The organism is Pseudomonas sp. S37 (assembly GCF_016658545.1).
Classification (GTDB): domain Bacteria; phylum Pseudomonadota; class Gammaproteobacteria; order Pseudomonadales; family Pseudomonadaceae; genus Aquipseudomonas.
The window spans coordinates 19,817-45,763 of sequence record NZ_JACVZC010000040.1; the positions used below are offsets into that span (position 1 = coordinate 19,817).

At 62.3% G+C, this 25,947-nt stretch carries 18 protein-coding genes; 12 read left to right on the forward strand and 6 right to left on the reverse strand.

The genetic code is table 11. From position 1 onward, the window contains the following. Positions 1-30: 30 nt before the first annotated feature. Both IAE39_RS14555 and IAE39_RS14560 read right to left on the reverse strand, forming a co-directional pair. Positions 31-468: a YqaA family protein gene (locus IAE39_RS14555; protein ID WP_201203510.1), complete on the reverse strand. Its 438-nt coding sequence runs from the start codon at positions 466-468 to the stop codon at positions 31-33. Next, entirely contained in the window at positions 468-896 is a 429-nt protein-coding gene (locus IAE39_RS14560) for a DUF411 domain-containing protein (RefSeq protein WP_201203511.1), read from the reverse strand. The genes IAE39_RS14555 and IAE39_RS14560 overlap by 1 nt, the downstream gene beginning before the upstream one ends. Before the next feature lie 127 nt (positions 897-1,023). Between IAE39_RS14560 and IAE39_RS30095 the strand changes: the two genes are divergently transcribed. Next, positions 1,024-1,674 (forward strand): hypothetical protein, encoded by a 651-nt coding sequence (locus tag IAE39_RS30095; protein WP_201203513.1) that lies wholly within the window; start codon positions 1,024-1,026, stop codon positions 1,672-1,674. A gap of 9 nt (positions 1,675-1,683) precedes the next feature. On the opposite strand, the gene trhP is transcribed toward IAE39_RS30095, so the two are convergent. Continuing rightward, a complete protein-coding gene (gene trhP / locus IAE39_RS14570; RefSeq protein WP_201203515.1) occupies positions 1,684-3,003 on the reverse strand; it encodes a prephenate-dependent tRNA uridine(34) hydroxylase TrhP in 1,320 nt (439 codons plus the stop codon). Between the two features lie 134 nt (positions 3,004-3,137). Here trhP and IAE39_RS14575 point away from each other — a divergent pair, with 134 nt between their 5' ends. Both IAE39_RS14575 and IAE39_RS14580 read left to right on the forward strand, forming a co-directional pair. Further along, a complete protein-coding gene (locus IAE39_RS14575) occupies positions 3,138-4,202 on the forward strand; it encodes an AI-2E family transporter (RefSeq protein ID WP_201203517.1) in 1,065 nt (354 codons plus the stop codon). A gap of 175 nt (positions 4,203-4,377) precedes the next feature. Next, positions 4,378-5,802, forward strand: a complete 1,425-nt coding sequence (locus tag IAE39_RS14580; RefSeq protein ID WP_201203519.1) for an aminotransferase-like domain-containing protein — start codon at positions 4,378-4,380, stop codon at positions 5,800-5,802. Here IAE39_RS14580 and panB read toward each other — a convergent pair. The 3 genes from panB to IAE39_RS14595 form a co-directional block, all read right to left on the reverse strand. Further along, positions 5,790-6,605: a 3-methyl-2-oxobutanoate hydroxymethyltransferase gene (gene panB / locus IAE39_RS14585; RefSeq protein ID WP_201203520.1), complete on the reverse strand. Its 816-nt coding sequence runs from the start codon at positions 6,603-6,605 to the stop codon at positions 5,790-5,792. The two genes, IAE39_RS14580 and panB, sit on opposite strands and share 13 nt — an antisense overlap. A 247-nt stretch (positions 6,606-6,852) precedes the next feature. Then, entirely contained in the window at positions 6,853-7,680 is an 828-nt protein-coding gene (gene phnX / locus IAE39_RS14590) for a phosphonoacetaldehyde hydrolase (RefSeq protein ID WP_201203521.1), read from the reverse strand. A gap of 34 nt (positions 7,681-7,714) precedes the next feature. Further along, positions 7,715-8,821, reverse strand: a complete 1,107-nt coding sequence (locus tag IAE39_RS14595) for a 2-aminoethylphosphonate--pyruvate transaminase (protein WP_201203522.1) — start codon at positions 8,819-8,821, stop codon at positions 7,715-7,717. Positions 8,822-8,931: 110 nt separating this feature from the next. Here IAE39_RS14595 and IAE39_RS14600 point away from each other — a divergent pair, with 110 nt between their 5' ends. The 9 genes from IAE39_RS14600 to IAE39_RS14640 all read left to right on the forward strand — a co-directional run bounded on the left by IAE39_RS14600 (position 8,932) and on the right by IAE39_RS14640 (position 25,784). Beyond that, positions 8,932-9,795, forward strand: a complete 864-nt coding sequence (locus IAE39_RS14600; RefSeq protein ID WP_201203523.1) for a LysR substrate-binding domain-containing protein — start codon at positions 8,932-8,934, stop codon at positions 9,793-9,795. A 57-nt stretch (positions 9,796-9,852) separates the two neighbouring features. Beyond that, entirely contained in the window at positions 9,853-10,872 is a 1,020-nt protein-coding gene (locus IAE39_RS14605) for an AraC family transcriptional regulator (RefSeq protein WP_201203524.1), read from the forward strand. Positions 10,873-10,971: 99 nt separating this feature from the next. Next, positions 10,972-15,471: an NEL-type E3 ubiquitin ligase domain-containing protein gene (locus tag IAE39_RS14610; RefSeq protein WP_201203526.1), complete on the forward strand. Its 4,500-nt coding sequence runs from the start codon at positions 10,972-10,974 to the stop codon at positions 15,469-15,471. A gap of 105 nt (positions 15,472-15,576) precedes the next feature. Beyond that, the gene (locus IAE39_RS29985) at positions 15,577-20,097 is read left to right on the forward strand and encodes an NEL-type E3 ubiquitin ligase domain-containing protein (protein ID WP_328825614.1); all 4,521 of its coding nucleotides are present in this window, start codon (positions 15,577-15,579) and stop codon (positions 20,095-20,097) included. A 131-nt stretch (positions 20,098-20,228) separates the two neighbouring features. Then, positions 20,229-21,875: an acyl-CoA synthetase gene (locus IAE39_RS14620; protein WP_201203530.1), complete on the forward strand. Its 1,647-nt coding sequence runs from the start codon at positions 20,229-20,231 to the stop codon at positions 21,873-21,875. Positions 21,876-21,888: 13 nt separating this feature from the next. Then, positions 21,889-22,656: an SDR family NAD(P)-dependent oxidoreductase gene (locus IAE39_RS14625; RefSeq protein ID WP_201203533.1), complete on the forward strand. Its 768-nt coding sequence runs from the start codon at positions 21,889-21,891 to the stop codon at positions 22,654-22,656. Positions 22,657-22,667: 11 nt separating this feature from the next. Beyond that, positions 22,668-23,861, forward strand: a complete 1,194-nt coding sequence (locus tag IAE39_RS14630) for an acetyl-CoA C-acyltransferase (RefSeq protein ID WP_201203534.1) — start codon at positions 22,668-22,670, stop codon at positions 23,859-23,861. Between the two features lie 8 nt (positions 23,862-23,869). Next, entirely contained in the window at positions 23,870-24,997 is a 1,128-nt protein-coding gene (locus IAE39_RS14635; RefSeq protein ID WP_201203535.1) for an acyl-CoA dehydrogenase, read from the forward strand. A gap of 13 nt (positions 24,998-25,010) precedes the next feature. Further along, complete coding sequence (locus IAE39_RS14640) at positions 25,011-25,784, forward strand: enoyl-CoA hydratase (RefSeq protein WP_003250095.1); 774 nt, start codon at positions 25,011-25,013, stop codon at positions 25,782-25,784. The last annotated feature ends 163 nt before the right edge of the window (positions 25,785-25,947 follow it).

Genomic DNA, 25,947 nt, shown 5'->3' on the forward strand with positions numbered 1-25,947 from the left:
GCCCATGGACTACGCGGAACGTGAAAGGTGTTACCAGGCGTGAAACCAGCCCAGGGTAATCATCGTCAGCACCGCATAGCGGCCGGCCTTGGCCACGGTCACCAGCAGCAGGAAGCGCCAGAACGGCTCGCGCATGATCCCGGCGATCAGCGTCAGCGGGTCGCCGATCACCGGCACCCAGCTGAGCAGCAGCGACCATTGCCCCCAGCGCTGGTAGCGCTGCTGCGCGCGCGCAAGCTGCGCCGCGCTGAACGGGAACCAGCGCTTGTCACGCAGGTGTTCGATGGCCCGGCCCAGTAGCCAGTTGACCACCGAACCGAGCACATTACCCAGGGTGGCCACCAGCAGCAGGGTCGCCCAGGCTTCGGGCTGGCGCAGCAACAGGCCGACCAGCACGGCCTCCGATTGCAGCGGTAGCAGGGTGGCGGCACCAAAGGCGCTGAAGAACAGCGCCCACAGGCTGAGCATCAGTAGTTGGCGACCACGGTGTCCTGGCCATCCTGGGTCACGCCGATGACCTGGTAGGCATCCTTGTGGTCACCCATCTCCATGCCGGGCGAGCCCATCGGCATGCCTGGCACGGCCAGGCCCTTGAGGTCGCTGCGCTTGGCCAGCAGGCGCACCTGTTCGGCCGGCACGTGGCCTTCGACGAACTTGCCGTCGATCACCCCGGTGTGGCACGACGCCAGGCGCGGCGCCACGCCCAGGCGCTGCTTGACCGCGCTCATGTTCGGCTCGACGTGATCGTTGACGGTAAAGCCGTTGTCACGCAGGTGGCTGATCCAGGCCTTGCAGCAGCCGCAGTTGGGGTCGCGGTACACGTCGATGGTTTCGGCGGCCTGGGCCAGGCCGGTAGCGGCCAGCAGGCTGAGGGTAAGAAGGTGTTTGCGCAGCATGGTGAAGCACTCCTTGGGAAACGCAGGCCAGCAGCATAGCGCAAGCGCCATGGGTACAGGTTCCGGATGCCGATGCACCGCCACGCTGGCTAACGTCAGGCAGACTTATCTGAGAGGCTGGAAAAGCATGACCCTACCACTGGAATGCCTGATGTACACCACGAACAACCTGATTGGTATCGGCCCTGACCTGACTGAACAGGAACGCCAGGACGTGCAGGTGCTGCTGGACCATGCCGATGAATTCGCAAGTCGTTTCCTTGACCGCGACGAATTATGGAAAAGCTGGCTTGACCGCTTCTGCAACCGGCTGGAGAAACATGGCTGCGTAAAGACGGCGTCCCTGGCCCTGCCGCCTCAGGTCCTGCGCGCCCCTGACGATTTCGCTGCCCAGCTTGAACCCATCGGTGCCGGCCATACGCCTACGCTGTTGGCCCAACTGGCGCGTGCCTCCATGCAGGAACTGCGCATCAGTGCACACGCCAGTACGTTCTTGCGCAGCGGTTACGAGAACGATGTTGCCTCTTCGTTTCTGGTAACACCCTGCCAGAAGGACGAGGCGGGGCAGATCCATCTGGCGGTGTACGCCTTCCGTTTCAATGGCAACGTCGAAGTACGCGACTTTGAGTTCTGGAGCGAGACCCAGCGTGACATCGTGGTGTGGAATACTGGCACGGCCTATCGCCTGGATGTGCAACGGTTTGCCAGCTTTCGTGAGCAGCTACGGCAGGAATTGGGTGACCGGCGGCTTCAGGCGGTTACCAGGATCGAGCTGTAGCCAATGCGATCAACCCGGCATGTCTCGCATCAGCAGGCCGTAGGCCAAGGGCACCTGCTCGGGAACAGGCAGGTAGATGGTATGGCCATCGCCGGGGGCGACCTGCAGGGGTTGCTGCTGGCCGTTGCTCATATACTCAAGGGCGAAGTGGTAGTTGCCTCTCGGGGTCATCAGCTCCATATGGTCACCTACGGCGAAGCGGTTCTTCACCTTGACTTCTGCCAGGCCTTCGACGCGTGCGCCGGTCAGTTCGCCGACGAACTGCTGGCGCTCGGACACCGAGTTGCCGCGCTGGTAGTTCTGGTACTCGTCGTGCACGTGGCGGCGCAGGAAGCCTTCGGTGTAGCCGCGCTGCGCCAGTGATTCGAGGTTGCCCATCAAGGCCCTGTCGAACGGCCGCCCGGCCACGGCGTCATCAATTGCCTGGCGGTACGACTGCACCGCGCGGGCGCAGTAGAAGTGCGATTTGGTGCGGCCTTCGATCTTCAGCGAATGCACGCCCATGCCGGCCAGGCGCTCGACATGCTGGATGGCGCGCAGGTCCTTGGCGTTCATGATGTAGGTGCCGTGTTCGTCTTCGAACGCCGGCATTTCGCTGCCGGGGCGGTTGCTTTCGTGCAGCAGGAATACCTGTTCGGTGGGCGCACCGAGGCCCAGGGTGGGCTGCACTTCGCGGACGATGTCGCCGGTGGCGTTCTCGGTGGCGGGCGTAGCGTCGTACTTCCAGCGGCAGGCGTTGGTGCAGGTGCCCTGGTTGGCGTCACGCTTGTTGAGGTAGCCCGACAGCAGGCAACGGCCGGAATAGGCCATGCACAGGGCACCGTGGACGAACACCTCCAGTTCCATGCCTGGCACTTGCTGGCGAATTTCCTCGATCTCTTCCAGCGACAACTCGCGCGACAGGATCACCCGGCTCAGGCCCATTTGCTGCCAGAACTGCACGCTGGCCCAGTTGACCGTGTTGGCCTGTACCGACAGGTGTACCGGCATGTGCGGGAAGTGCTGGCGCACCAGCATGATCAGGCCAGGGTCGGACATGATCAGCGCATCCGGCGCCATCGCTATCACTGGCGCCAGGTCCTTGAGGAAGGTCTTGAGCTTGGCGTTATGCGGGGCGATGTTGACCACCACATAGAAGCGCTTGCCCAGCGCATGTGCTTCTTCAATGCCCAGCACCAGGTTGGCATGGTCGAATTCGTTGTTGCGCACCCGCAAGCTGTAGCGCGGCTGGCCGGCATAGACCGCGTCGGCGCCGTAGGCAAAGGCGTAGCGCATGGTCTTGAGGGTGCCGGCGGGGGCCAGCAGTTCGGGCTTGGCGATAGAGGTCATGGTGCGCACCGGGGCAAAGGGCGCGCATGCTAAAAGCCTCGGCCAGTACACGTATTGATTTACATCAAGGGAGTAGCGGCACTTTTAGCCAAGCGGTACGCACTAATATCGCATAAGCCATTCGAGGACCTGCGATGAACGAAGCCGCTCTACAGAACAAAGCCCTGGCAGTACTCCTGGCAGTGGTGACCATTGCCTTTATCTGGATACTGCTGCCGTACTACGGCGCGATTTTCTGGGCGGTGGTACTGGGAATCCTGTTTGCCCCCCTGCAGCGCAACCTGCTGATCCGTTTTGGCCGCAGGCGCAACCTGGCGGCGGCCACGACGACCCTGGTCTGCCTGTTGGTGGCGGTGTTGCCGGTGTTCGTCACTAGCGCGCTGCTGGTGCAGGAAGGCGCCACCCTGTATCAGCGTATCGAGAGCGGGCAGCTGGATATCGCAGGTTACGTCGAGCGTGGCAAGGACATGCTGCCTGCATTCGCCCAGCACGGCCTGGACAACCTGGGCATGGGCAACCTCGACGGTTTGCGTGACAAGATCACCAAGTGGGCGACCCAGGGCAGCCAGGTGCTGGCCAGCCAGGCGTTCAGCTTTGGCCAGGGCACGTTCGAGTTCCTGGTCAGCTTCGGCATCATGATGTACCTGTTGTTCTTCTTCCTGCGCGAAGGCGCTGACGTGGCGCGCCGTGTGCGCCTGGCGGTGCCGCTGCCCGAGCAGCAGAAGCGCCGCTTGCAGTTGAAGTTCAACCGTGTGGTGCGGGCGACGGTGAAAGGCAACGTGTTGGTGGCCATTACCCAGGGCGCACTGGGCGGCCTGATCTTCTGGGTGCTGGATATCCCCAGCGCGCTGGTGTGGGCGGTGCTGATGGCGTTTCTGTCGCTGCTGCCGGCGGTGGGTGCAGGTATTGTCTGGGCACCGGTGGCGGCGTACTTCCTGCTGACCGGGGCGATATTGCCGGGGATCATCCTGACCGCGTTCGGGGTATTGGTGATCGGCCTGGTGGACAACCTGCTGCGGCCAATCCTGGTGGGCAAGGACACGCGCATGCCTGACTACCTGATCCTGGTGTCGACGCTGGGCGGGTTGGCGGTGTTCGGGCTCAACGGCTTTGTGATCGGGCCGTTGATTGCGGCGCTGTTCATGTCCAGTTGGGCGATTTTTGCCGCGACCAAACCGCAGGTGCAGTTGCCGCAATAGCGTGTCATGCACAAAAATCTTGTAGGTGCGGCTTTAGCCGCGAACACCGGCAGTGCCGGTGCCACCCACCGCGTGCTTTTCTTCGCGGGTGAACCCGCTCCCACAGGTTTTTGCGGCAGGGCTGCAATGAGTGCAGTATTGCCCGTCGCCCTCTTTTTGCTGATGATGCCCGCGTATGGATACCCGGTCGAACAACAAGCCCCAATACACCTACCAGGCAGTCTACCGCTACCTGCTCGACCGCATCGAAGCTGCCCCTTGCGACGTCGAGCAGCGCCTGCCTTCGCTGCGCGACCTGGCCTCGCGCCTGGGCGTTTCGGTGTCCAGCACCAAGTACGCCTATGCGCTGCTCGAAGATGAGGGGCGGGTGCATGCACGGCCCAAGCTTGGCTACTTCACCCGCACCCGCGTGGCACCCGTAGGCACGCAGTACCCAGCAAACCTGCTCGACAGTGTGTTCGCCAACGCCCGCCAGCCAGGTATGCTGGCCCTTGGCAGTGATGCCCCGGCCATGTTGCTGTCGCTGGAGCAACCCCTGCTGATGATCGAGCGCGAATTGGCGCGCCAATACCCACGGGTACAGGCACCGCTGTACCAACCGTTCGGTGAGCCGGAGTTGCGCAGCGTGCTGGCAGACCGCTACACACGCTCGGCGCAGCACTACTGGCAGGCTGACCAAGTGTTCATCGGCGCGGACCTGCGCAGCGTTTTCGAGCTGGCATTGCGTGCCCTCGACCTCGAGGGCCAGTTGGCGCTGGTGGAGTCGCCGTGCAACTGGGCGGTGTTGAGGCAGCTACAAGCCGCCGGCATGAGCATCGTTGAAGTGCCCTTGGGCGATGACGGGTGTTTCGACCTGCAGCACTTGCACCAATTGCTGCGCGAGCAGCCCGTGCGCCTGGCCGTGCTTTCATCGGCGGCCAACGTACCTCAGGGCGGGCTGATGCCAGCGGCAGACAAGCAGCAGGTCTGTCGCTGGCTGGCCGAGCGCAAGGTTTGGCTGTTCGAAAACGATGGCTACGGCGAGTTGTGCTTCCACCCGGCAGCGCCGCGCTACCGCGACTTCGCCGACCCCGAGTGGTTGCTGGTGTTCTCGACCTTCGACAAACTGCTTGGCGCCGAAGCACCTTTTGGTTACCTGCTGTGCCGGCAGCATGCCGAGCGTCTGCAGCAACTGTTTCTTGAGCGTGCCTTCCGCTTGTCACCGATTCGCCAGCGGGCCATCGCCAAACTGTTTACTTCGCACCGCGTCGACAAGCATGTGCAGCGCTTGCAGCCCATGCTGCGCGAACGCCTGCAACAGATGACTGCGCTGCTGGCAGCCCATGGCCAAGGCTGTCTGCAGGTCGTTGCGCCGCAGGGCGGGGCCAGCCTGTGGCTGCAGGCAACCCGGCCGGTGGACATGCGCCGGGTTTTCGCGCGGCTATTGGCGCAGCGCATCGTCATCGCCCCCGGGGAAATCTTCAGCCAGTGCGGCCTTTGGCGCAGCCACCTGCGGCTGTGCTGCACGGTGGACTGGAGCAAGGATATTGCACAGGCATTGCAATGCCTGGTCAAGGCCATCCAGGACGAATTCCACAGCTTCGAAGCTCATACCCCATAACAGTGCTGTAACGCCGGGAACGTGCCGCCGCGCACTTCGTGTGCATAGCGGCTGCAAGCATCGCGGATCACCTGGCCGACATCGGCGTACTGTTTGACGAAGCGTGGAACGTGGGCGCCGCCCAGCCCCAGCAGGTCCTCGGTAACCAGCACCTGGCCATCGCAGGTTGGGGAGGCGCCAATGCCGATGGTTGGTTTGGCGCTGGCCTCGGTAATGGCTCGGGCCACCGGCTCGGCCACGCCTTCCAGCAACAGGCTGAAGGCGCCGGCTTGCAGGTTGGCCTGCGCGTCGGCTTGCAGCACCGCCGCACTGTCAGCACACAACCCCTGAGCCTTGTAACCGCCCATGGCATTGACGAACTGCGGCATCAGGCCAATATGCGCCATCACCGGGATCCCGCGTGCCACCAGGAACTCGACGGTGCTCGCCAACGCCTGGTTGGCCTCCAGCTTGAGCGCATCGCAACCGGTGCTGGCCAGCACCTGGGCGCAATTGCGAAAGGCTTGTTCGTGGGATTCCTGATAGCTGCCGAACGGCATGTCGGCAATCACGCAGGCCAGGCGGGTGCTGTCGACCACGGCGCGGGTATGGGCGATGGTTTCTTCCAGGCGCATGCCCAGGGTGGAGCGGCGGCCGTAGCCGACCATGGCGGTAGAGTCGCCCACCAGAATGAAGTCGACCGAGGGGTCGATCAACTGGGCGATGGTGCTGGAGTAGGCGGTCAGTGAAACGATCTTCTGCTGGCCTTTCATGGCCACCAATTGCGGGACGGTGAGGCGACGGGTGCGGGTATGTGAGCTCATCGGGGCAGGGCATCTCTGGACAGGGATGGCCCATGTTTTGGCAATTGCAGCGGCAACTCAATGCACAGATTCGGGTCAGATTGCACCTCAGAACACCAGGCTGACGCAATCCCTTGTAGGAGCGGCCTTGTGTCGCGATCGGGCCGCAAAGCGGCCCCTGCTATCTCGGCGTAGTCGCTGAAATCGAGGGGCCGCCTTGCGGCCCGATCGCGACACAAGGCCGCTCCTACAGGTGCGGCGCAGAGCTTTAGAAGGACTGCGGCATTTCGCCCTTGGCCAGGCGGCGGTTGATGTCGGCGATCACTTCCGGCAGCTCGTTGATGGTGTCGATCAGGTAGTGCGGGCGCGAGCCGGCAAACAGTGTGTGGATGCGCTCGCGCTCGCTTTCCAGCTTCTCGGCACTGAGTGCGCGGTAGCCTTCCCAGGTCAGGCCCAGGGCATTGCCCGAGCACACCAGCGCCACGGTCCACATGCCGGCACGGCGCCCTTCGAGAATACCCGGTACGGTGTCGTCGACCTTTACGCAGGCCGCTACATCGTCAATCCCCAGCGCAATCACGTTGGCCAGCGCCTGGGCCGGCCACGGGCGACCGTTCGGGGTTTCGTCGGTAGCCACCACATGGTCGGCCACGTAGCCGTTCTGCGCAGCCAGCTCCACCACCTTGTCCATCACCACCTTCGGGTAACCCGAGCACGAGCCGATCTTCAGGCCGCCCTGGCGCAGCCCGGTAAGGGTGTCCAAAGCGCCTGGGATCAGCGCCGAGTGCACGGCGATCTTCTCGATCTGCAGCGGCATGAAACGGTTGTAAATGGCGGTGACGTCATCGTCGGTCGGTGTGCGGCCGAACACCTTGCGGTAGCGTTCGGCAATGTCCGGCACGTCGCACAGGGTGCGGATATGGTCCCACTTGCCCATGCCCATCGGACCACGGGCCTCTTCGATAGACACCTGCACGTCGAACTCGGCAAAGGCCTCGACAAAGATCTGGGTCGGGGCGAACGAGCCGAAGTCGACCACGGTGCCGGCCCAGTCGAGGATGGCGGCTTGCAGCTGGGTAGGGTTGCTGTAGTTCATGTGCGCTAATTCCTGAATTCGGGTGGGCAGGGGGTCAGATGTCCAGCACTTCCATTTCCCGCAGCACTTCGGCCACGGCATTCACGGCGGCTTGCATGCCGTTCGCGCCGACCACGCCAATGCAGCCTACGCGGAAGGTTTCCACCTGGGTCAGCTTGCCCGGGTAGAGGATGAAGCCCTTGGCCTTGACCCGCTCGTAGAAGTCCTTGAACTGGTAGCGGGTATCGTTCGGTGCGTGGAAGGTGACGATGATCGGCGCCTGGATCTCGGCTGGCAGGAAGCTGCGCAGGCCGATGGCGGCCATGCCGTCGAGCAGGGCCTTGCAGTTGTCGGCGTAGCGCTGATGGCGGGCTGGCAGGCCACCTTCCTCGTTGTATTGCTGCAGTGCTTCGTGCAGGGCCGCGACTACGTGGGTCGGCGGGGTAAAGCGCCATTGGCCGGTCTTGGCCATGTAGGTGTGCTGATCGTGCAGGTCCATGGCCAGCGAGTGGGCATTGCCCTCGGCGGCCGCCAGTGCGGTTTTCTCAGCAAAGACGAAGCCCATGCCCGGCACGCCCTCCAGGCATTTGCCTGAGGCCGCGATCAGTGCTTCGAAAGGGACTTCGCGTGCATCGATCGGTAGTGCGCCGAACGAGCTCATGGCGTCGATGATCAGGCGCTTGCCGTGCTGTTTGATCACCTGGGCGATCTCTGGCAGCGGGTTGAGGATGCCGGTACTGGTTTCGCAGTGGATCAGCGCTACGTGGGTAACACTCGGGTCGTTGGCCAGCAGGCGGTCGACGTCGGCAGCGGTGGTTGGCTGGTCCTCCGCAGTTTCGAAGGTGCTGTAGGCGCGGCCCAGTACCTTGCAGATCTTTGCCAGGCGCTGGCCATAAGCACCGTTGATCAGCACCAGGACCTTGCCATCACGCGGCACCAGGGTACCGATGGCGGCTTCCACGGCGAAAGTGCCGCTGCCTTGCAGGGGCACGCAGTGGTGGCTGGCGCTGCCGTCGATGATTGCCAGCAATTGCTCGCAGACGTTGGCGGTCAGCTGGTTGAAGTCACGGTCCCAGGAGCCCCAGTCCACCAGCATGGCTTGGCGGGTGCGGATTGATGTGGTCAGGGGACCTGGGGTCAGCAGAATCGGGGCGTTGCTCATTCCGTTATTCCTCACAAGCGGTGGGCTGAAACTACGGGGCCTAGGTTGCAATTCACGCTGTCATCAATCAAATTGTTTGTTGTTATCTCAGCTATAAGTCAGGCCGATGCATGAACTTGTTCCAGTTACGCGCCTTCGATGCCGTGGCCCGTGAGGGCAGCTTTACCCGCGCCGCCGAGCGGCTGTTCATCAGCCAGCCGGCGGTTACCGGCCACGTCAAGGCGCTGGAGGAGCACTACCAGATCACCTTGCTGCGGCGTACCGCGCGGCGGGTCGAGTTGACGGAGGAGGGCACCCGCCTGGCGGCCATCACACGCGCCATGTTTGGCTTGGCGGAAGAAGCGCAGGCCATGCTCGAAGCCAACCGCCAGTTGTTGACCGGGCGCCTGGAAGTGGCGGCCGATGGCCCGCACCGGGTGATGCCGATGCTGGCGCAGCTGCGCGAGCGCTACCCGGGCATTACCGTGAACTTGCGCTTGGGCAACGCTCAGGAAACCCTGGCAGCTTTGCTTGGCGAACATGCCGACGTTGCAGTGCTGACAGAGATCGAGCCGCGCAAGGGCCTGCACCTGCAGAGCCTGTGCGAGTCGCGTCTGTGCGCGTTGCTGCCGGCAGGCCACGCCTGGGCGCAGGTGCAAAGCGACCTGCCACTGGCCGACCTGCACCAGCAGATCATGGTGCTGCGCGAGCCCAGTTCGACCACCCGGCGAACCTTCGACAAGGCCTGCACGAATGCGGGCGTGCAGCCACGGGTGCTGCTTGAACTGGACAGCCGCGAGGCGGTGACCGAAGCCGTGGCCTCCGAGCTGGGTATCGGCGTGGTGTCGTCCACCGAAGTGGCCAACGACCCGCGTGTGGTAGCGCGGCCGTTGGCGGGCCAGGGGTTGCTCAACCAGCACCTGGTCGGCTGCCTGGAACGCCGCCGTGAGTTACGTCTGATCCAGGCATTTCTGGGCTTGGCGGCGGGGCTGTGATGGCCGTTTTGAGCAGGGCGGCCTAAGATGGCCGGCATTGAGCTGACGGGACCGTCGATGAGCGAGAAAGACACCATTTCCATGCAGCTGGTGCGCGAAGCGCTGCTGCAGACCTGCCCTGCCGGAGAGCCTGATAGCGGCTTGCTGGCCCGGGCGGGCATCGCCGTCGAACAGTTGCACCTGCCACAAGCCAGGGTCAGTGCCGAGTCCTATGCCCGGCTGTGGCGCCTGCTGGCACGGCGCTGCAACGACGAGTTCTTTGCCATGGACCCGCGCGGTTTGCGCAGCGGCAGCCTGGCCTTCATGTGCCGTGCCAGCATGGGTCAGCCGACGCTGGCCGTCGGCCTGGATACTGCACTGGCGTTCCTGTCGCTGATGCTCGAAGACTTGCAACCGAGCCTGGTGCGCCAGCAGGGCTTGGCCGAGATCGTGATCAACGAGCCGCGTGATACACCGCGGCGGGCGTTCACCTATTTCACCTTCTGGATGATTGTGCATGGCGTGGCCTGTTGGCTGGCTGGCCGGCGAATCCCGATTCTGGCCATCGACCTGCGCTGCGCCGAGCCGCCGTTCTGCGACGACTACCGGGTGATGTTTTCGGAAAACCTGCAGTTTGATCGGCCACGCACACGCATGATCATTGCTGCTGATTGCCTTGACCTGCCGCTCAGGCGTACAGAAGAAGAACTGCAACGTTTTCTGGCTGAAGCGCCAGGGAACATTCTGGTCAAGTACCGCGACCCGGAAAGCCTCGGCCTGCGCATTCGCAATGACTTGCTGCACATGGCCCCTGCGCTATGGCCGGACGGCGACTCCCTGGCTCGCCAGTTGTGCCTGTCACCTTCAACCCTGCGCCGGCGGTTGGCCGAAGAGGGCCAGACCTATCAGGGGCTCAAGGACAGCGTACGGCGCGAACTGGCTATTGCCTGGTTGAGCCAGGACGGGCCTGCGCTGGGTGAGATTGCCCAGCAGTTGGGCTTTGCCGACAACAGCTCGTTCTACAAGGCATTTCGCAAATGGTTTGGCTGCAACCCGGGGCATTATCGGGCGCTGGTCCAGGCCCACGGGCGTAACTGAACAGCTTGACCCTGGCTGTGAATGAGCAAGTTCCCTCTGCATCGGCCTGCTCGTGCATGAAACATTTTCCGCCCATTTCGGCAGCGCGGAATACAGGCCATGCGTAACTTTTCAGCAACCAGCAGCCCTCGTGAAAGCATCACGAAAGAGCAAGCGCAAGCACTCGTCGATGCCTTCATCCACAAGCACACACCTCAGTGGATCAAGGCGGCTTCGGCGCAGGACATCGCCCGCTTGCGCACCTTGATTGCCCAGCACAAAGCCAGCCAGGACAAACTCGCGGAGGCGACAAAGGCCGTCCAGCCCGTGCACGCCTTTGCCCTGCACACCTACAGTGAAGCCCTGCAGGCTACGTTGCCTGCGGGCCATGACCTTACCGCCCTGGAGTGGCGGGACAAAGTGTTGGAAACCGTTGGCGTAACCACACCGCATGCAGATTTCGTATTCAAGACCAAACCCGGGTTGTTGCGCCTGATGCAGAATTTTGCGGCAAATGCCACGCCGCTGGATGGCAGCGGGTTGTACGCGCCGGGTTCAGAAACACTGTTGTCCGGAAACGTGGATGAAGTGTGCAGGTTGTGCCGGGAGCTGGACGCGGGCCTCCAGTACCAGACCTTGCTGGACAAACATTTTGAAGCCAGTAAAGCACTGCTGATCGATGACAAGCGCAAAGGCTTCGAGCTGGCAGTGCACATGGCGCTGCTCAGGCAGCATATCGATGGCGATGTTGCTGCGGCATTGAATGCACTTACCAGTACCGTTGCCACACACGACGTGAAGCTTGTCGCCTACCCCGGGCTGATGAGCATGCTGGGCCACACCGTGCACGAAGCCTTGTTCATTCAGTTGCGTAGTGCGCAGGACGAAGATGCTGGCGTGGTCATCTACCGGCCAGCCGAGGCGCAGGCGCCGCTGCGCTGGTACAGCTCGAAGCTGGCGTTTGAAGTGGCTTTGCTTGAACAGCTCAAGGATCCTGGCTACCTCGCCAGCTTGCTTCAGTCTGTCGGCCTTGCGACCCGCAAGCAGTTCCTGCAAACACTTCAACTGCGGCTAAAGGATACAGCGCCAGACTTGGCGGTAGAGGGTGAGGGTGAGTACGGTTCAGTCTTTGATCGGTGGGTACTCAGCCAGCTTGAACGGGCGAAAGACGATGCCCGGTTGTTGTTGGTGCCCACCGCCGAGGTGGATGCCCAGGCTAGCCGCGAACGTGTTGACGCGTGGGTATCGGCGGGGTGGACACTGGTCAATCTGGGCGGTTTTTTCATCCCCACGGTGGGGGCGTTACTGCTGGCACAATTGGTGGCGCAGGTATGTTCACAGGTATTCGCAGGGGTTGCCGATTGGGCCAAGGGGCATGACCACGAAGCGTTGAGGCACTTGCTTGACGTTGCCCAGACCGTGGCCGCCGCCGCCGTTACTACCGGTGCGGTAGTAGGTGGCACCGCTGTGGTCAGGAAATTCACCCGCAGTGCATTTGTCGATAGCCTGGATGTCGTGGACCTGGAAGACGGCACCGCGCGGCTCTGGCATGAAGACCTGAGCGTTTACGCATCGGCGGTGCAAGACGCAGCGCTGAATGAGCGAGGCCTGTACAGCAAAGGTGATGACCAGTGGCTGCGAATAGATGACCGCTTCTATCAAGTTCGCCGCACCGGGGCGGACGGTAAATGGCGCCTGGTACATCCTTTGCGCAAGGATGCCTATGGCCCGGTTGTGCGGTACAACGGTGAGCGTTACTGGCATTTGCCTGGCGAACACCCGCAGACGTGGAATGATGCAGCGAAGATGCTCGGCCGCCTGTGGCCGCAACAGATGCCACTCGATCAACTGCGGGCACAACAGCTGCTGTTGGCAGCTGGCAGCGACATAGATGAGCTGCGCGGCATACTGGTGCAAAACCAGGCATTGCCTGCCAACTTGCGTGATACGTTGCGCCGGTTCGAGGCTGACCAGCGCATCGAGCAGTTTTTCGCGTCGCTGCAGCCAGCTGCCACGGTGCAAACGGACCCGGAATTATTGCAGTGGTGCAGGCAGCATTCCGCTGTTGCAGGAATGGATAATGCCCAGGCGCTGGCCGAGATAGTCGAACGTGCTGCGCAATTACGTTTTGAGTTGTTCCGGCATCTGACTGAAGGGCAGGCCAGTGATGACCGGGTTGTGCAAGTCATTCTGCGCGATTTTGCCGGTCTGCCGGAAGACTATGCCCAACAGCTGGCAGGCTCGGTGAGTGTCGAGCAACGTGATCACATCGAGCTGTTACAGCGTTTGCCACTTGCGGTCGCCGAGCAAGCGCGTGCGCTGTTGCAACTTGCCAGGTTGAACCGAGCCCGGCAAGGCTTGTGGTTGCGCAATGGTTACAGCGATGAAAGTGGTGAACTGATCCTGAGCTTGCTGGCACGCCTGGCGAACTGGCCTTTCAACCGTCGGCTGGAACTGCGCGCAGGCTCATCATCGGGCCGCCTGCTGAGCGTACTCAACCCGGCGGGGCCTGAAGCGACGGGTGTAGTGATCACGCGTATCAATGGCCAGTTCAGGCTGTACGATAAGCAGGGGCACGCGCTGGATGTCGAGCTTGGCGCCCCAGACGATGTGTTTTGCGCGCTCGGCGCGTTACTGACACCTGCCCAGCGGCTCAGGTTGAATCTGCCCGATCAAGACCCGGCAGCCGCCTTGCGCGCGCGGGTGGCAAGCACGATGCCTGCCGATCGCCAAGCCTTGCTAAACGTGCTCGGCTGGCGCGAAGGCACGCGTTGGTTCAACCCAGGCCAACGCCTGGCAGATGGGCGGGTAGGGTATCCGCTGGGTGGTGCCCAATCGACCGAGCGTGACCTTACCCAGAGGATGCGAGCGCGGCTGGGTGTGCTTTACCGCGGCGACAGCCAGGCACGGATCAATCAGCACCTGGACAGAATTGTTGATTGCGATGACCCTTTTGAGGCGCTGATTTTCGAAGAAGCCAACTTCCAGCTTCTGTGCAACTGCCTGGACATCTGGATCGCACAGGCGAGGGAAGCGGAAAAGCAGGCGCGTCGGCTTCTGGCTGCGCGGTTGCGACAGGCGTGGCGCTCTCAGTTGCCAGTCGACTACCAGCGTCAGGATATAGATAGCCGTATTCTGGACCTGAGTGGTTTTCAGGTCACAAGCTTGCCAGAACTGGCCGAGGGCATCGACTTTCATTTCGTCACCACGATGGTGATGGTCAATACCCCATTGGCTTCCATCCCTGAAGCCTTTTTCAGCTGTTTCGGCGCAGTGCGCCGCCTCAACTTTTCAAGGAACCAGTTGCGTGTTGTGCCGATCGGGCTGCGCCACCTGAGGAGCCTGGATAATCTGCAGCTCAGTTACAATCGTATTCGCATGGATTCGTGGGGGCAGGATGCCATTCGAAATCTGCCGCAACTGACCAGCCTGGATCTCAGCGTCAACCCCTTGGGTTCCCTGGCGCTGGATTTTACCCAGGTTCCGGCATTGCGATATCTTTCCCTCAGACATTGCGGTCTGGTGAATTGGCCGGCAGGGTTGGAGCACTGCGGCATGCTGAATATGGCAGACTTGCGCAATAACCAACTGGCCAATGTGCCTGAGGCAGCCATGAACATGCCCTATGCCTTCCGCTCGGCGTTGCGGATGGATGGCAATGCAATACCGCAGGCACAGTGGGCGCGTTTGCACCGGCTACCCGCCCATGTGGATCATGCGCTCCAGGGCGCAAGCGATAGCCCGGCAGCCATACCGGCTCGAGAACTATGGGTGAGCGGGGTACGCAAGGTTGAAGTTGCCGGATATTGGGATCGTTTGTTTGCGTCGGAGGATAACGATCGTTACAAGTTGCGGCAGATACTGTTTCAGCTGCAGGGCACACAGGATTATCAGCGACATCGCGAGCAGCTGACCCATCAGGTGTGGGGGCTGCTTGAATACATGGACAAAGACCCGCAACTTACGAATGAAATCCTGCTGATCGCCAGGAATCCGACTGCCTGTCCCGACAGCATTGCCGAACGCTTCAGCCATATGTACCTGCATGCATTGAAAAGCCATGCCATGCATGCTGCCGACAGTGAAAGCACCAGCGTGCTCAAACTGGGTCTGGGCTTGTTTCGGCTGTCCAGGCTGGAGGAATACATCAACGCGCTGGACCGGGAAAGGAAGTTCCCTGACCTTGTGGAAACCCGGCTCTTCTTCAACCTGGCGTTGGCCAAAGAATTCGAGCTGCCGGGGCAACCTGCTTCAATGAGATTTGTCGAATGGGCCCACGTAAGCCCGGACGATATAGAGGCCGCCCGTGCCTATGTCAAGGCGGCCGACACTATTGAAGCCCGAGCACAGTTTCTTGGCACTGAACCTTACTGGTGCAATTGGCTGGAACAACAGCATTCACAGGATTTTCAGCAAATATCCGAACTATGGAGTGAAAAGGGCGAGGCGCTCTTCGACCAGAAAGGCACGATGAGCGCCGAGGCGTATCAGGAACAATGGGATGAGGTGGAGCATGGCCTGGTTGTCGATCGCCAACGGCTGATCATGCGATTTACCAAGGAGGTGCTTGAGGCCAGCATAACTGCAAGCCCTAAGCCTGGTGCCAGCTCTGCGGATTGATGCCGCGCAGCAATGCCGCGCACGCATCGGCAAAAGGTTCCTGCTATCGATGCTGATGGGGGCTGAGCAAAGTACGGGTCCGTTCATCCACCAGGACCTTTGTTCATGCCCCCTCCAAGCACTAGGCACCCCGTAAACGAATTCATCCTGGAGTTGTTGCCAGAATGGCTGAAAAGCGCTGGTGAGCTACCACTCAAGGCATTCCGTGGCTGCCTGACAGCCCACCTTGACAGTCAGCAGCAGATAGCGTCCGTGATCAGCCGGTTGGTGCCTTTGCAGCAGTTTGCCAAGGCCCGCCTCGGGCCGGCGATCGAGGCGAAACTGGGCGTTACAGTCGATCTGGATACTGCAATATGGCGTGAGGCGCACCTGCGCGTCAGCCCAAGACCGTTCGACCCGGCGCCTGGGGTGCTGCCCCCTGATTTTGAAGTCCATTTCACCTTTGAGCCGCTCTTGCAAAAGCTCTTGCAGAACTTCAGCGCCGGAGAATCATTCGCAGAGCAAACCACTGTGCTTGCGGGGCCGCCCGAGGAGGGCCTGCCTGAGCAACCCGTGACCAGCAAGCTTCAAGAACTGGTCGCACTTTGTCGGGCAGTTGATGTCGGTGGCGCTTATCAGGAGCACCTCGGCCACCTGATGAACAGGGAGTTTATTGATACCCTCGCCCTGGACAAGCGCCTCGAGCTGGCACTGGCAGTGGAAACTGCGGCCCTGAAAGGGCAGCTTGCAGGTGCTGATCTGGCCATGCTGCGCCAGGCGGCTCAGGGCCGCACCTACCACCATGCGCAAGGATGGAGCGTTGTCGCCAAAGGTCTGCAAGTACTGGACTGCCGGGTTGATGGTGCGCTGGTGTTCGAATTGTTTGAACCCCCTCGACATCAGGGAGATTTCCCTTTTGGCCCGCCAAACGCCCTCAAAGGCGTAATCCTGTACCTGCCTGGCATGCAGGACCAGCCATTGCGTCGGTTTGCTGACTGGGCAGCGGTGAACCAGGCGCTGGTCGCGGCAATGGCTGACAGCGAATTCAAGCGCACTTTGGTGCAACGCATTGCCCTGAATGACCGCAGCCAGTACCAACTGCTGCTCAGCGGCCGTTTGGGCGACGATTTACCAGACGTGCAGCCATCGGGTGTGCCCTGCGACGGCAGTGTTTTCGCTGCCATGGCCGAATGGCATGTTCAGCGGGTCAAGGATGATGCACGGTTTCTGGCCGTTCCCAGAGCCCTGGCCGACCGCGCGGCAACGGCCAGGCGCCTGGCAGGGCTGAAAAACGCCGGGCTTGCACTGGTAGGCCTTGCCGGGCTTTTCGTCCCCGTTGTAGGCGCTGTGCTGTTGGCAGACATGGCCAGGCAGCTACTGGGTCATGTTTACCAGGGCGCCAGCGATTGGTCGCAAGGGCACCAGCATGAAGCGTTGCAGCACCTGATTGAAGTGGCCACTTCCGTAGCATTGCTGGGTACGGCGGCGCTGGGCGCGCATGTGCTGCGCAATGCGTTCTTCGAGCCGCTCGAACCGGTCACGACAGAGCAGGGCCTGCAGCGGTTATGGCGTCATGACCTTGAACCTTATCGCAAGGCGCCGGCAGACCTGCTACTGACAGAGCGTCACGACGGCTTGTTCGCTGCAGACGATGAGCTGTGGTGGCATAACGAGGGGCGCTTCTACGCCGTGCGCCAGGATGCCAAGGGGGCCTGGCGGCTGCTGCACGACGAGGGGCCCGGGGCCTTTGGCCCAGCGCTTCGCGGCAATGGCGAGCGTGCATGGTGGCTGGGTATGGACCGGCCTCTGGAGTGGCAAGGCGAAGCCTTTCTGCTGAGGCGTCTATGGCCAGCTGCGAGGTTGCTCAGTGCCGAACGTGTGGCGGATATCCTGCGGGTTGCAGGTGTCGACGAGGCGATGTTGCGCAGGCTGCTGGTCGAACAACGTCCACTGCCGGTGGCTTTGCGCGACACCCTTGAGCGGTTCGCGGTTCAGGCGCGCAACGATACTTTCTTCGCACTGCAAAGCGAAGGCGGGGCATTTATCGAGCGTTTGCAGTGGTGCAGTGAACAACTGGGCGTGCAGGCCCTTGCGGCGGATGAGCGGATCACTGCGGCCATCGACAATGCCGAGCGCTTGCGCCCGGCCATGCTTGAGCATTTCGCCGGGCAGTATGGGCAAGATGATCCGGCATTGCCGCTGCTGGCGCGCCACTTTCCGTCGCTGCCGAAGGCCTATGCACTCGAAGTGCTCAAAGCGGCCTCGCCGCAGATGCGCCAGACCATCCTGCATGCTGCGCGGTTACCCCTGGCGCTGGCGCAACGGGCCCGTATGCTGATGCAGGAAGTGCGTCTGGTTCGCCTGCGTGAAGCGTTGTACTTGCGCGACAGTTATTGCCCAGACCTGGTCAGCCTGGTGTTCAAGTTGTTGCAAAAACAAGGCTTGGCTCATGACCAGACCGATCTGGTGTTCCGCGGTGGCGCAGCCGTGCTGGAACATTTGTGCCCGGCGTTCGGTGGGGCGGCACTAAGGCTGGACATGGTCTGGAAAAATGGGCGGTTTGAACTCTACGACGCCATGGGGCACCGAAGTGAGCTGGACATTGCCGAACCGCAGGGGCTGTTTGAAGTACTGGCAGCCACCTTGGCCCCCAGCTACCTGCAGCAGCTGGGCTGGGAAGGTGAGCGCACCCCGGGGCTGATTCGTACCCAAATGCAGGCCTGGTTACCGCAAACGCGCAAGGAGTTGCTGGCATTGCTAGGCTGGCATGAGGGCAAACCTCGGGGGGCATCGTTGCAGCGTCTGGACGATGGCCGCATCGGCTACCCACTGGGGCCTGTGCAGTCTTGCCTTGGCCCTGCGCAATGTCCGTTGCGGCGTCGAATCCGTAGTCTCTATCCGGGCTTCAGCGACGCCGATGTCGAGCACTTTCGCGTACTTCTCTACGAACGCACCACCTCACCGTATCAATCTTTGTTGCGCCAGGAGAGGGAGTACGACCGCCTGGACCAGAGCCTAAGCCTCTGGTCGCGGCATGCCGATGCCTTCCAGCATGAGCAACGTGTTCGGGCCAGTGACGCATTTCGTCGAGCGTGGCGTATGGAGGGCTTACGCCTTCCCACGAGCAGTACGGCCAACTGGGACTCGCACCTGATACTGGTTTCGATGCCCTTGGATGAACTGCCTGAAATACCTGCAGGCACGGATTTCGGCCACATCTCGCAGATTACATTGGTCAACTTGCGCGTTGGCGTGCTGCCTGCTGGTTTTCTGGCCAACTTTCCGCGTTTGCGCATACTCAACCTGAACTACAACAACCTGCTTGCGCTTCCAGAAGGGTTAGAGCGACTACCCCACCTGCGGGAACTGAGCCTGGTGGGCAACCGTATTCGGCTCACAGCCGAGCAGATGCGTGTGCTGGCAAACTGCGTCCAATTGCGCAACCTCGACTTGAGCGACAACTTCATCGGTTCAACCGCCCTGCAGGTGGAGGGCCTGGAGAACCTGGAAACCCTGAGCTTGCGCAGGGCGGGGCTGCGGGCTTTCCCTGAGGGGCTTGAGCGCTGCACGCGGCTCACCTATATCGATGTGCGCAACAACCAGATCGAAAACCTGCCGCAGGCATTGCTCACTACACCTCTACTGCAACGCCAGGTAATTGCACTTTCCGGTAACCCGCTGTCTCCCGAGCAGCTTCAGCGGCTGCGCCTTGCGCATCCGCCCGCTTTGGTTGTCGAGCCGGCCCCGACCAAGAGCCTTTGGCTCGGTACTTTGGCCAATGAGCAACGTCAGACCTGTGAGGCACAGTGGGACGCATTGTGTGCCGAGACTGGGAGCGAGGCGCTTTTCGACCTGCTCGACGGGCTGACTGAGAGCGCAGACTTCCGGGCCATACCGGAGGAGCTCGGCCGCCAAGTCTGGGAAATGATCGCTGCGGCGCGCAGCGATAGCCGTCTGCGTCAGGACCTGTTCGACCTGGCCGCCGACCCGCGTACCTGTGCCGATAGCGCCGCGCATATTTTCAGTCAGTTGCAAGTGGCAATGCATGTCTCGCCGTTCACACGCAATGGTGATGCTGTAGCCACCGCGCCCGATCGGCTGCTGTTGGCACAGCGGCTGTTTCGCCTGCAAAAGGTCCAGGACCTGGCTCGCGAAGACATTGATGCCCGATATGCCGACGGGCGTTGGCAACGCGGCGAACAAGACGAGGAAGAAGTGGAGGTGAGCCTGGTTTACCGTACTGCACTGGCCGAGCGCCTCAATCTGTTGGGCCAACCACGGGGCATGCTGTTCGCAACACTGGAACGCGTTGAGCCGGACGATATCGAAAAAGCCTTTCTTGATGTGCTCGATGCCGAAAACACCGAAGAGCGCACTCTCTTCATCAGCAAGCTCGACTTCTGGGTCGCATCCCTGCGTGCCCTGCACGCCGAGGCATTTAAAGTTGTCGAAGAGGACTTTGCAGAGCAATGGGATGCGCTGGAGGCGCGGATGGAAAAGACCGGTCAGGCAGTGGAAAGCCATGAAGCGGCGTTAGGTAACCCGGAGTATCTGGCTGCAGCCAGGCAACTGGGCGATAACCGTGAGCAGGCGTTGGCCGAGCTGTCCCTGCGGTTGACGCGGGAGGCATTGCAGGCACCCGCGTAGTGACGGCTCTTGCTGGCGGCCAAACCGGTCATCCAGATTGACAGCTTTGGCCATTGCCGCGCCCGTCAAGCGGCGCGAACATCGTTGGACCGATGGTTCCACTCCAAAAACAAGAAACCAGGAGTCCGACGATGCGCGATTACGCCGAGGCCGCTCGAGCGTTCGACCATGCCCAAGTCGCTGCTGCGGCGCTGCATGGCAGCCTTGACGCCCTCAATGCCTGTATCGAATGCTGCGACCGCCATGTGGGTAGTGACAAGCTGGCATTGATCCACGAAGACCGTGATGGCAACAGTGCGCGATACAGTTTTGAACAGCTCAAGGCGCAGGCAGCCCGTTTTGCCAATGTGCTGAAGGCACAAGGTGTGGTTGCCGGTGACCGGGTTGCCGGGTTGATGCCGCGCACCCCTGAGCTGCTGGTGACCATCCTTGCTACCTGGCGCCTCGGGGCGGTGTACCAACCGCTGTTCACCGCCTTCGGCCCCAAAGCGATCGAGCACCGACTGGAGCAGTCCGGTGCCCGGGTGGTGGTAACCGACAGTCACAACCGCGCCAAGCTGGATGATGTGCACCCTTGCCCGACCATCATCACGGTCAATGCCCGCAGTGGCGAGCTGGACTTCCAGCAATGCCTGGACAGCGCCGCAGATGTTTGCGAGCCCGTGATGCGTTCGGGCAACGACCCGTTCCTGCTGATGTTCACCTCAGGTACCACCGGGCCGGCCAAGCCGCTGGAAGTGCCGCTGCGCGCCATTGTCGCGTTTCAGGGCTATATGCGCGATGCCATCGACCTGCGCCCCGAAGACAATTTCTGGAACCTGGCCGACCCGGGTTGGGCCTACGGGCTTTACTACGCGGTTACCGGCCCGCTGTCGCTGGGCCATGCCACCACCTTCTACGATGGCCCGTTCAGCGTAGAAAGCTGCGCCCGGGTGATCGACAAGTTAGGAATCACCAACCTGGCCGGCTCGCCCACCGCCTACCGCTTGCTGATCGCTGCCGGCAACGACTTCGCGGCACCGATCAAGGGCCGCCTGCGGGTGGTCAGCAGCGCGGGCGAGCCGCTAAACCCGGAAGTGATCCGCTGGTTTGCGGATGAACTGGGCGTGACCATTCACGACCACTACGGGCAGACCGAGCTGGGCATGGTGCTGTGCAACCACCATGGCCTGCAGCACACGGTGCACCTGGGCTCGGCCGGCTTTGCCATCCCGGGCCACCGTATCGTGGTGCTGGACGAGCAGGGCAACGAGCTGCCTGTCGGCCAGCCAGGCATCCTTGCGGTCGACCGTGAGCAGTCGCCGCTGTGCTGGTTCGGTGGCTACCACGGTCTGCCAACCAAGGCCTTCATCGGCAAGTACTACCTCAGTGGTGACACCGTCGAGCTGAATCAGGACGGCAGCATCAGTTTTGTCGGCCGCAGCGACGACGTGATCACTACCTCCGGTTACCGGGTTGGCCCGTTCGATGTGGAGAGCGCGCTGATCGAGCACCCGTCGGTGATTGAGGCCGCGGTAATCGGCAAGCCGGACCCTGAGCGCACCGAGCTGATCAAAGCCTTCGTGATATTGGCCAACGGCTACGCCGGTAGCGCCGAGCTGGAAGAAACCCTGCGCCAGCACGTGCGCCAGCGCCTGTACGCGCATGCCTACCCAAGGGAAATCGAATTCGTCAGCGAACTGCCCAAGACCCCGAGCGGCAAGCTGCAACGCTTCATCCTGCGCAACCAGGAAGTCGCCAAACAACAAGCGCAACAGGCCACCCCTGCCAGCGCCTGAAAGGAAATTGATCATGCAAATAGCCAACAAACACTTCATCGTCAGCGGCGCGGCCTCCGGGCTGGGCGCTGCCACCGCACAGATGCTGATCGAGGCCGGTGCCAAGGTCATGCTGGTTGACCTCAATGCCCAGGCTGTCGAGGCCAAGGCGCGCGAGCTGGGTGACAACGCCGGCTTTGCGGTGGCGGACATCAGCGACGAGCAGGCGGCCCAGGCGGCGGTCGATGCCGCCGTCAGCGCCTTTGGCAGCATACACGGGCTGGTCAATTGCGCCGGTATCGTCGGCGCCGAGAAGGTACTGGGCAAACAGGGCCCGCATGGCCTGGCCAGCTTTGCCAAGGTCATCAACGTCAACCTGATCGGCAGCTTCAACCTGTTGCGCCTGGCGGCTGCGGCCATGGCCGAAGGGCCAGCCGATGATGGTGGTGAGCGTGGGGTGATCATCAACACCGCCTCTATTGCCGCTTATGACGGCCAGATCGGCCAGGCCGCTTACGCGGCCTCCAAGGGCGCCATTGCCAGCCTGACCCTGCCCGCCGCCCGCGAGCTGGCACGCTTCGGCATCCGTGTGATGACCATTGCCCCGGGCATTTTCGAAACGCCGATGATGGCCGGCATGACCGAAGAAGTGCGCGCTTCGCTGGCGGCTGGCGTGCCGTTCCCACCGCGCCTGGGCCGCCCGCAGGAGTACGCCGCGCTGGCCCGTCACATCATTGAAAACAGCATGCTCAACGGCGAGGTGATCCGCCTCGACGGTGCGCTGCGCATGGCTGCCAAGTAAGGAGAGCGAACATGACCCTCGCCAACGACCCGATCGTAATCGTCAGCGCCGTGCGCACGCCCATGGGCGGCCTGCAGGGCGACCTCAAGAGCCTGACGGCGCCGCAGCTGGGCAGCGCCGCCATCCGTGGTGCCGTCGAGCGCGCTGGCATTGATGCCGCCAGTGTCGAGCAGGTGCTGTTCGGCTGCGTGCTGCCGGCCGGCCAGGGCCAGGCCCCGGCGCGCCAGGCGGCGCTGGGCGCCGGGCTGGACAAACACACTACCTGCACCACCCTGAACAAGATGTGCGGTTCGGGCATGCAGGCGGCGATCATGGCCAACGACCTGCTGCTGGCCGGTACTGCCGACGTGGTGGTGGCCGGTGGCATGGAAAGCATGACCAACGCCCCATACCTGCTGGACAAGGCCCGTGGCGGTTACCGCATGGGCCACGGCAAGATCATCGACCACATGTTCATGGACGGCCTGGAGGACGCTTACGACAAAGGCCGCCTGATGGGCACCTTCGCCGAAGACTGCGCCCAGGCCAATGCCTTCAGCCGCGAAGCCCAGGACCAGTTCGCCATCGCCTCGCTGACCCGCGCCCAGGACGCGATCAAGAGCGGCCGTTTTGCTGCCGAGATCGTGCCGGTAGAAGTGACCGAGGGTAAGGAAAAGCGCGTGGTCAAGGACGACGAGCAGCCGCCCAAGGCGCGTCTGGACAAGATCCCGCAGCTCAAGCCGGCCTTCCGCGAAGGCGGCACCGTGACGGCGGCCAACTCCAGTTCGATTTCCGATGGTGCGGCGGCGCTGGTGCTGATGCGCCGCTCCGAAGCCGACAAGCGCGGCCTCAAGCCGCTTGCGGTGATTCACGGCCATGCCGCCTTCGCCGACACGCCCGCGCTGTTCCCGACCGCGCCCATCGGCGCCATCGACAAGCTGATGAAACGCACCGGCTGGAACCTGGCCGAGGTCGACCTGTTCGAGATCAACGAAGCCTTCGCCGTGGTCACCCTGGCGGCCATGAAGCACCTCGACCTGCCGCATGACAAGGTCAATATCCACGGCGGCGCCTGCGCCCTCGGCCACCCGATTGGTGCGTCCGGCGCACGTATTCTGGTAACCCTGCTGTCGGCTCTGCGCCAGAACAACCTGCGCCGGGGTGTGGCGGCCATCTGCATCGGCGGTGGTGAAGCCACGGCCATGGCTGTCGAATGCCTGTACTGAGGTGAACCATGCTGGTAACTGACGAGCAACAACAGATCGCCGACGCGGTACGCACCTTCGCCCAGGAGCGCCTGAAGCCGTTTGCCGAGCAATGGGACAAGGAGCATCGCTTCCCCAAGGAGGCCATCGAGGAGATGGCCGAACTGGGCCTGTTTGGCATGCTGGTGCCGGAACAGTGGGGCGGCAGTGATACCGGTTATGTGGCCTACGCCATGGCCCTGGAAGAGATCGCCGCCGGTGATGGCGCTTGCTCGACCATCATGAGCGTGCATAACTCGGTGGGCTGCGTGCCGATCCTGCGCTTTGGCAACGAGCAGCAGAAAGAGCAGTTCCTTACCCCGCTGGCCAGCGGCGCGATGCTCGGTGCCTTTGCCCTGACCGAACCGCAAGCGGGCTCCGATGCCAGCAGCCTGAAGGCCCGCGCACGTCTGGATGGCGACCACTACGTGCTCAATGGCAGCAAGCAGTTCATTACCTCGGGGCAGAACGCCGGGGTGGTGATCGTGTTTGCGGTGACTGATCCGGAGGCCGGCAAGCGTGGCATCAGCGCGTTCATCGTGCCGACCGATTCGCCGGGCTACCAGGTCGCGCGGGTCGAGGACAAACTTGGCCAGCACGCCTCCGACACCTGCCAGATCGTTTTCGACAACGTGCGCGTGCCGGTGGCCAACCGCCTGGGTGCGGAAGGCGAGGGCTACAAGATCGCCCTGGCCAACCTTGAAGGTGGCCGCATCGGTATCGCCTCTCAGGCGGTGGGTATGGCCCGCGCGGCGTTCGAAGTGGCGCGCGACTATGCCAACGAGCGGCAGAGCTTTGGCAAGGCACTGATCGAACACCAGGCCGTGGCCTTCCGGCTGGCCGACATGGCGACGAAAATTGCAGTGGCCCGGCAGATGGTGTTGCACGCTGCCGCGCTGCGTGATGCCGGGCGCCCGGCACTGGTGGAAGCGTCGATGGCCAAGCTGTTTGCCTCGGAAATGGCCGAAAAGGTCTGTTCGGACGCCTTGCAGACCCTGGGCGGTTATGGCTATCTGAGTGACTTCCCGCTGGAGCGGATCTACCGCGACGTTCGGGTTTGCCAGATTTACGAAGGCACCAGCGACATTCAGCGCATGGTCATTGCGCGCAACCTTTGAAGGAGCAGACTGCATGGCATTCGAAACCATCCTGTTGGACATCCACGGCAAGGTCGGCCTGATCACCCTTAACCGTCCGCAGGCGTTGAACGCGCTTAATGCGCAGATCGTCGGCGAGATCAACCAGGCCCTCGACCAGCTTGAGCGTGACCCGAACATCGGTTGCGTGGTGCTGACCGGGTCGGCCAAGGCATTTGCCGCGGGTGCCGACATCAAGGAAATGGCCGAACTGCAATACCCGCAGATCTACGTCGACGACCTGTTCAGCGATGCCGATCGCATTGCCAACCGCCGCAAGCCGATCATTGCCGCGGTGTCCGGCTTTGCCTTGGGTGGTGGCTGTGAGTTGGCGATGATGTGCGACTTTATCCTCGCGGCCGACAACGCGAAGTTTGGCCAGCCGGAGATTAACCTTGGCGTGCTGCCGGGCATGGGCGGCACCCAGCGCCTGACCCGTGCGGTGGGCAAGGCCAAGGCCATGGAGCTTTGCCTGACCGGCCGCCTGATGGGCGCTGAAGAGGCTGAGCGTGCGGGGTTGGTTGCGCGCATTGTGCCGCAGGCAGAGTTGGTGGAAGAGGCGCTGAAAGTAGCGGCGACCATTGCCAGCAAGTCGATCCCTGTGAGCATGATGGTCAAGGAGAGCGTCAACCGGGCGTTTGAAGTTACCCTTAGCGAGGGGGTGCGCTTCGAGCGTCGAGTGTTCCATGCTGCGTTTTCTACCGAAGACCAGAAAGAAGGTATGGCCGCGTTTATTGCCAAGCGCGAGGCGCAGTTCAAGGATCGTTGATCAGGATCCATCCGTTGCCGTTGCCGTTGTTTTTGCTTCTAAGCGCGCGGTAGTACAGGCGATGCAGATTGCGACTTCAGGAGGCCGAGCGAAGGGCTTGCGGAGGGAGGTAACGGGCATGGATGCCCGTCAAGCGCTGAGGCCCCATGGATGGGGCCTGCAG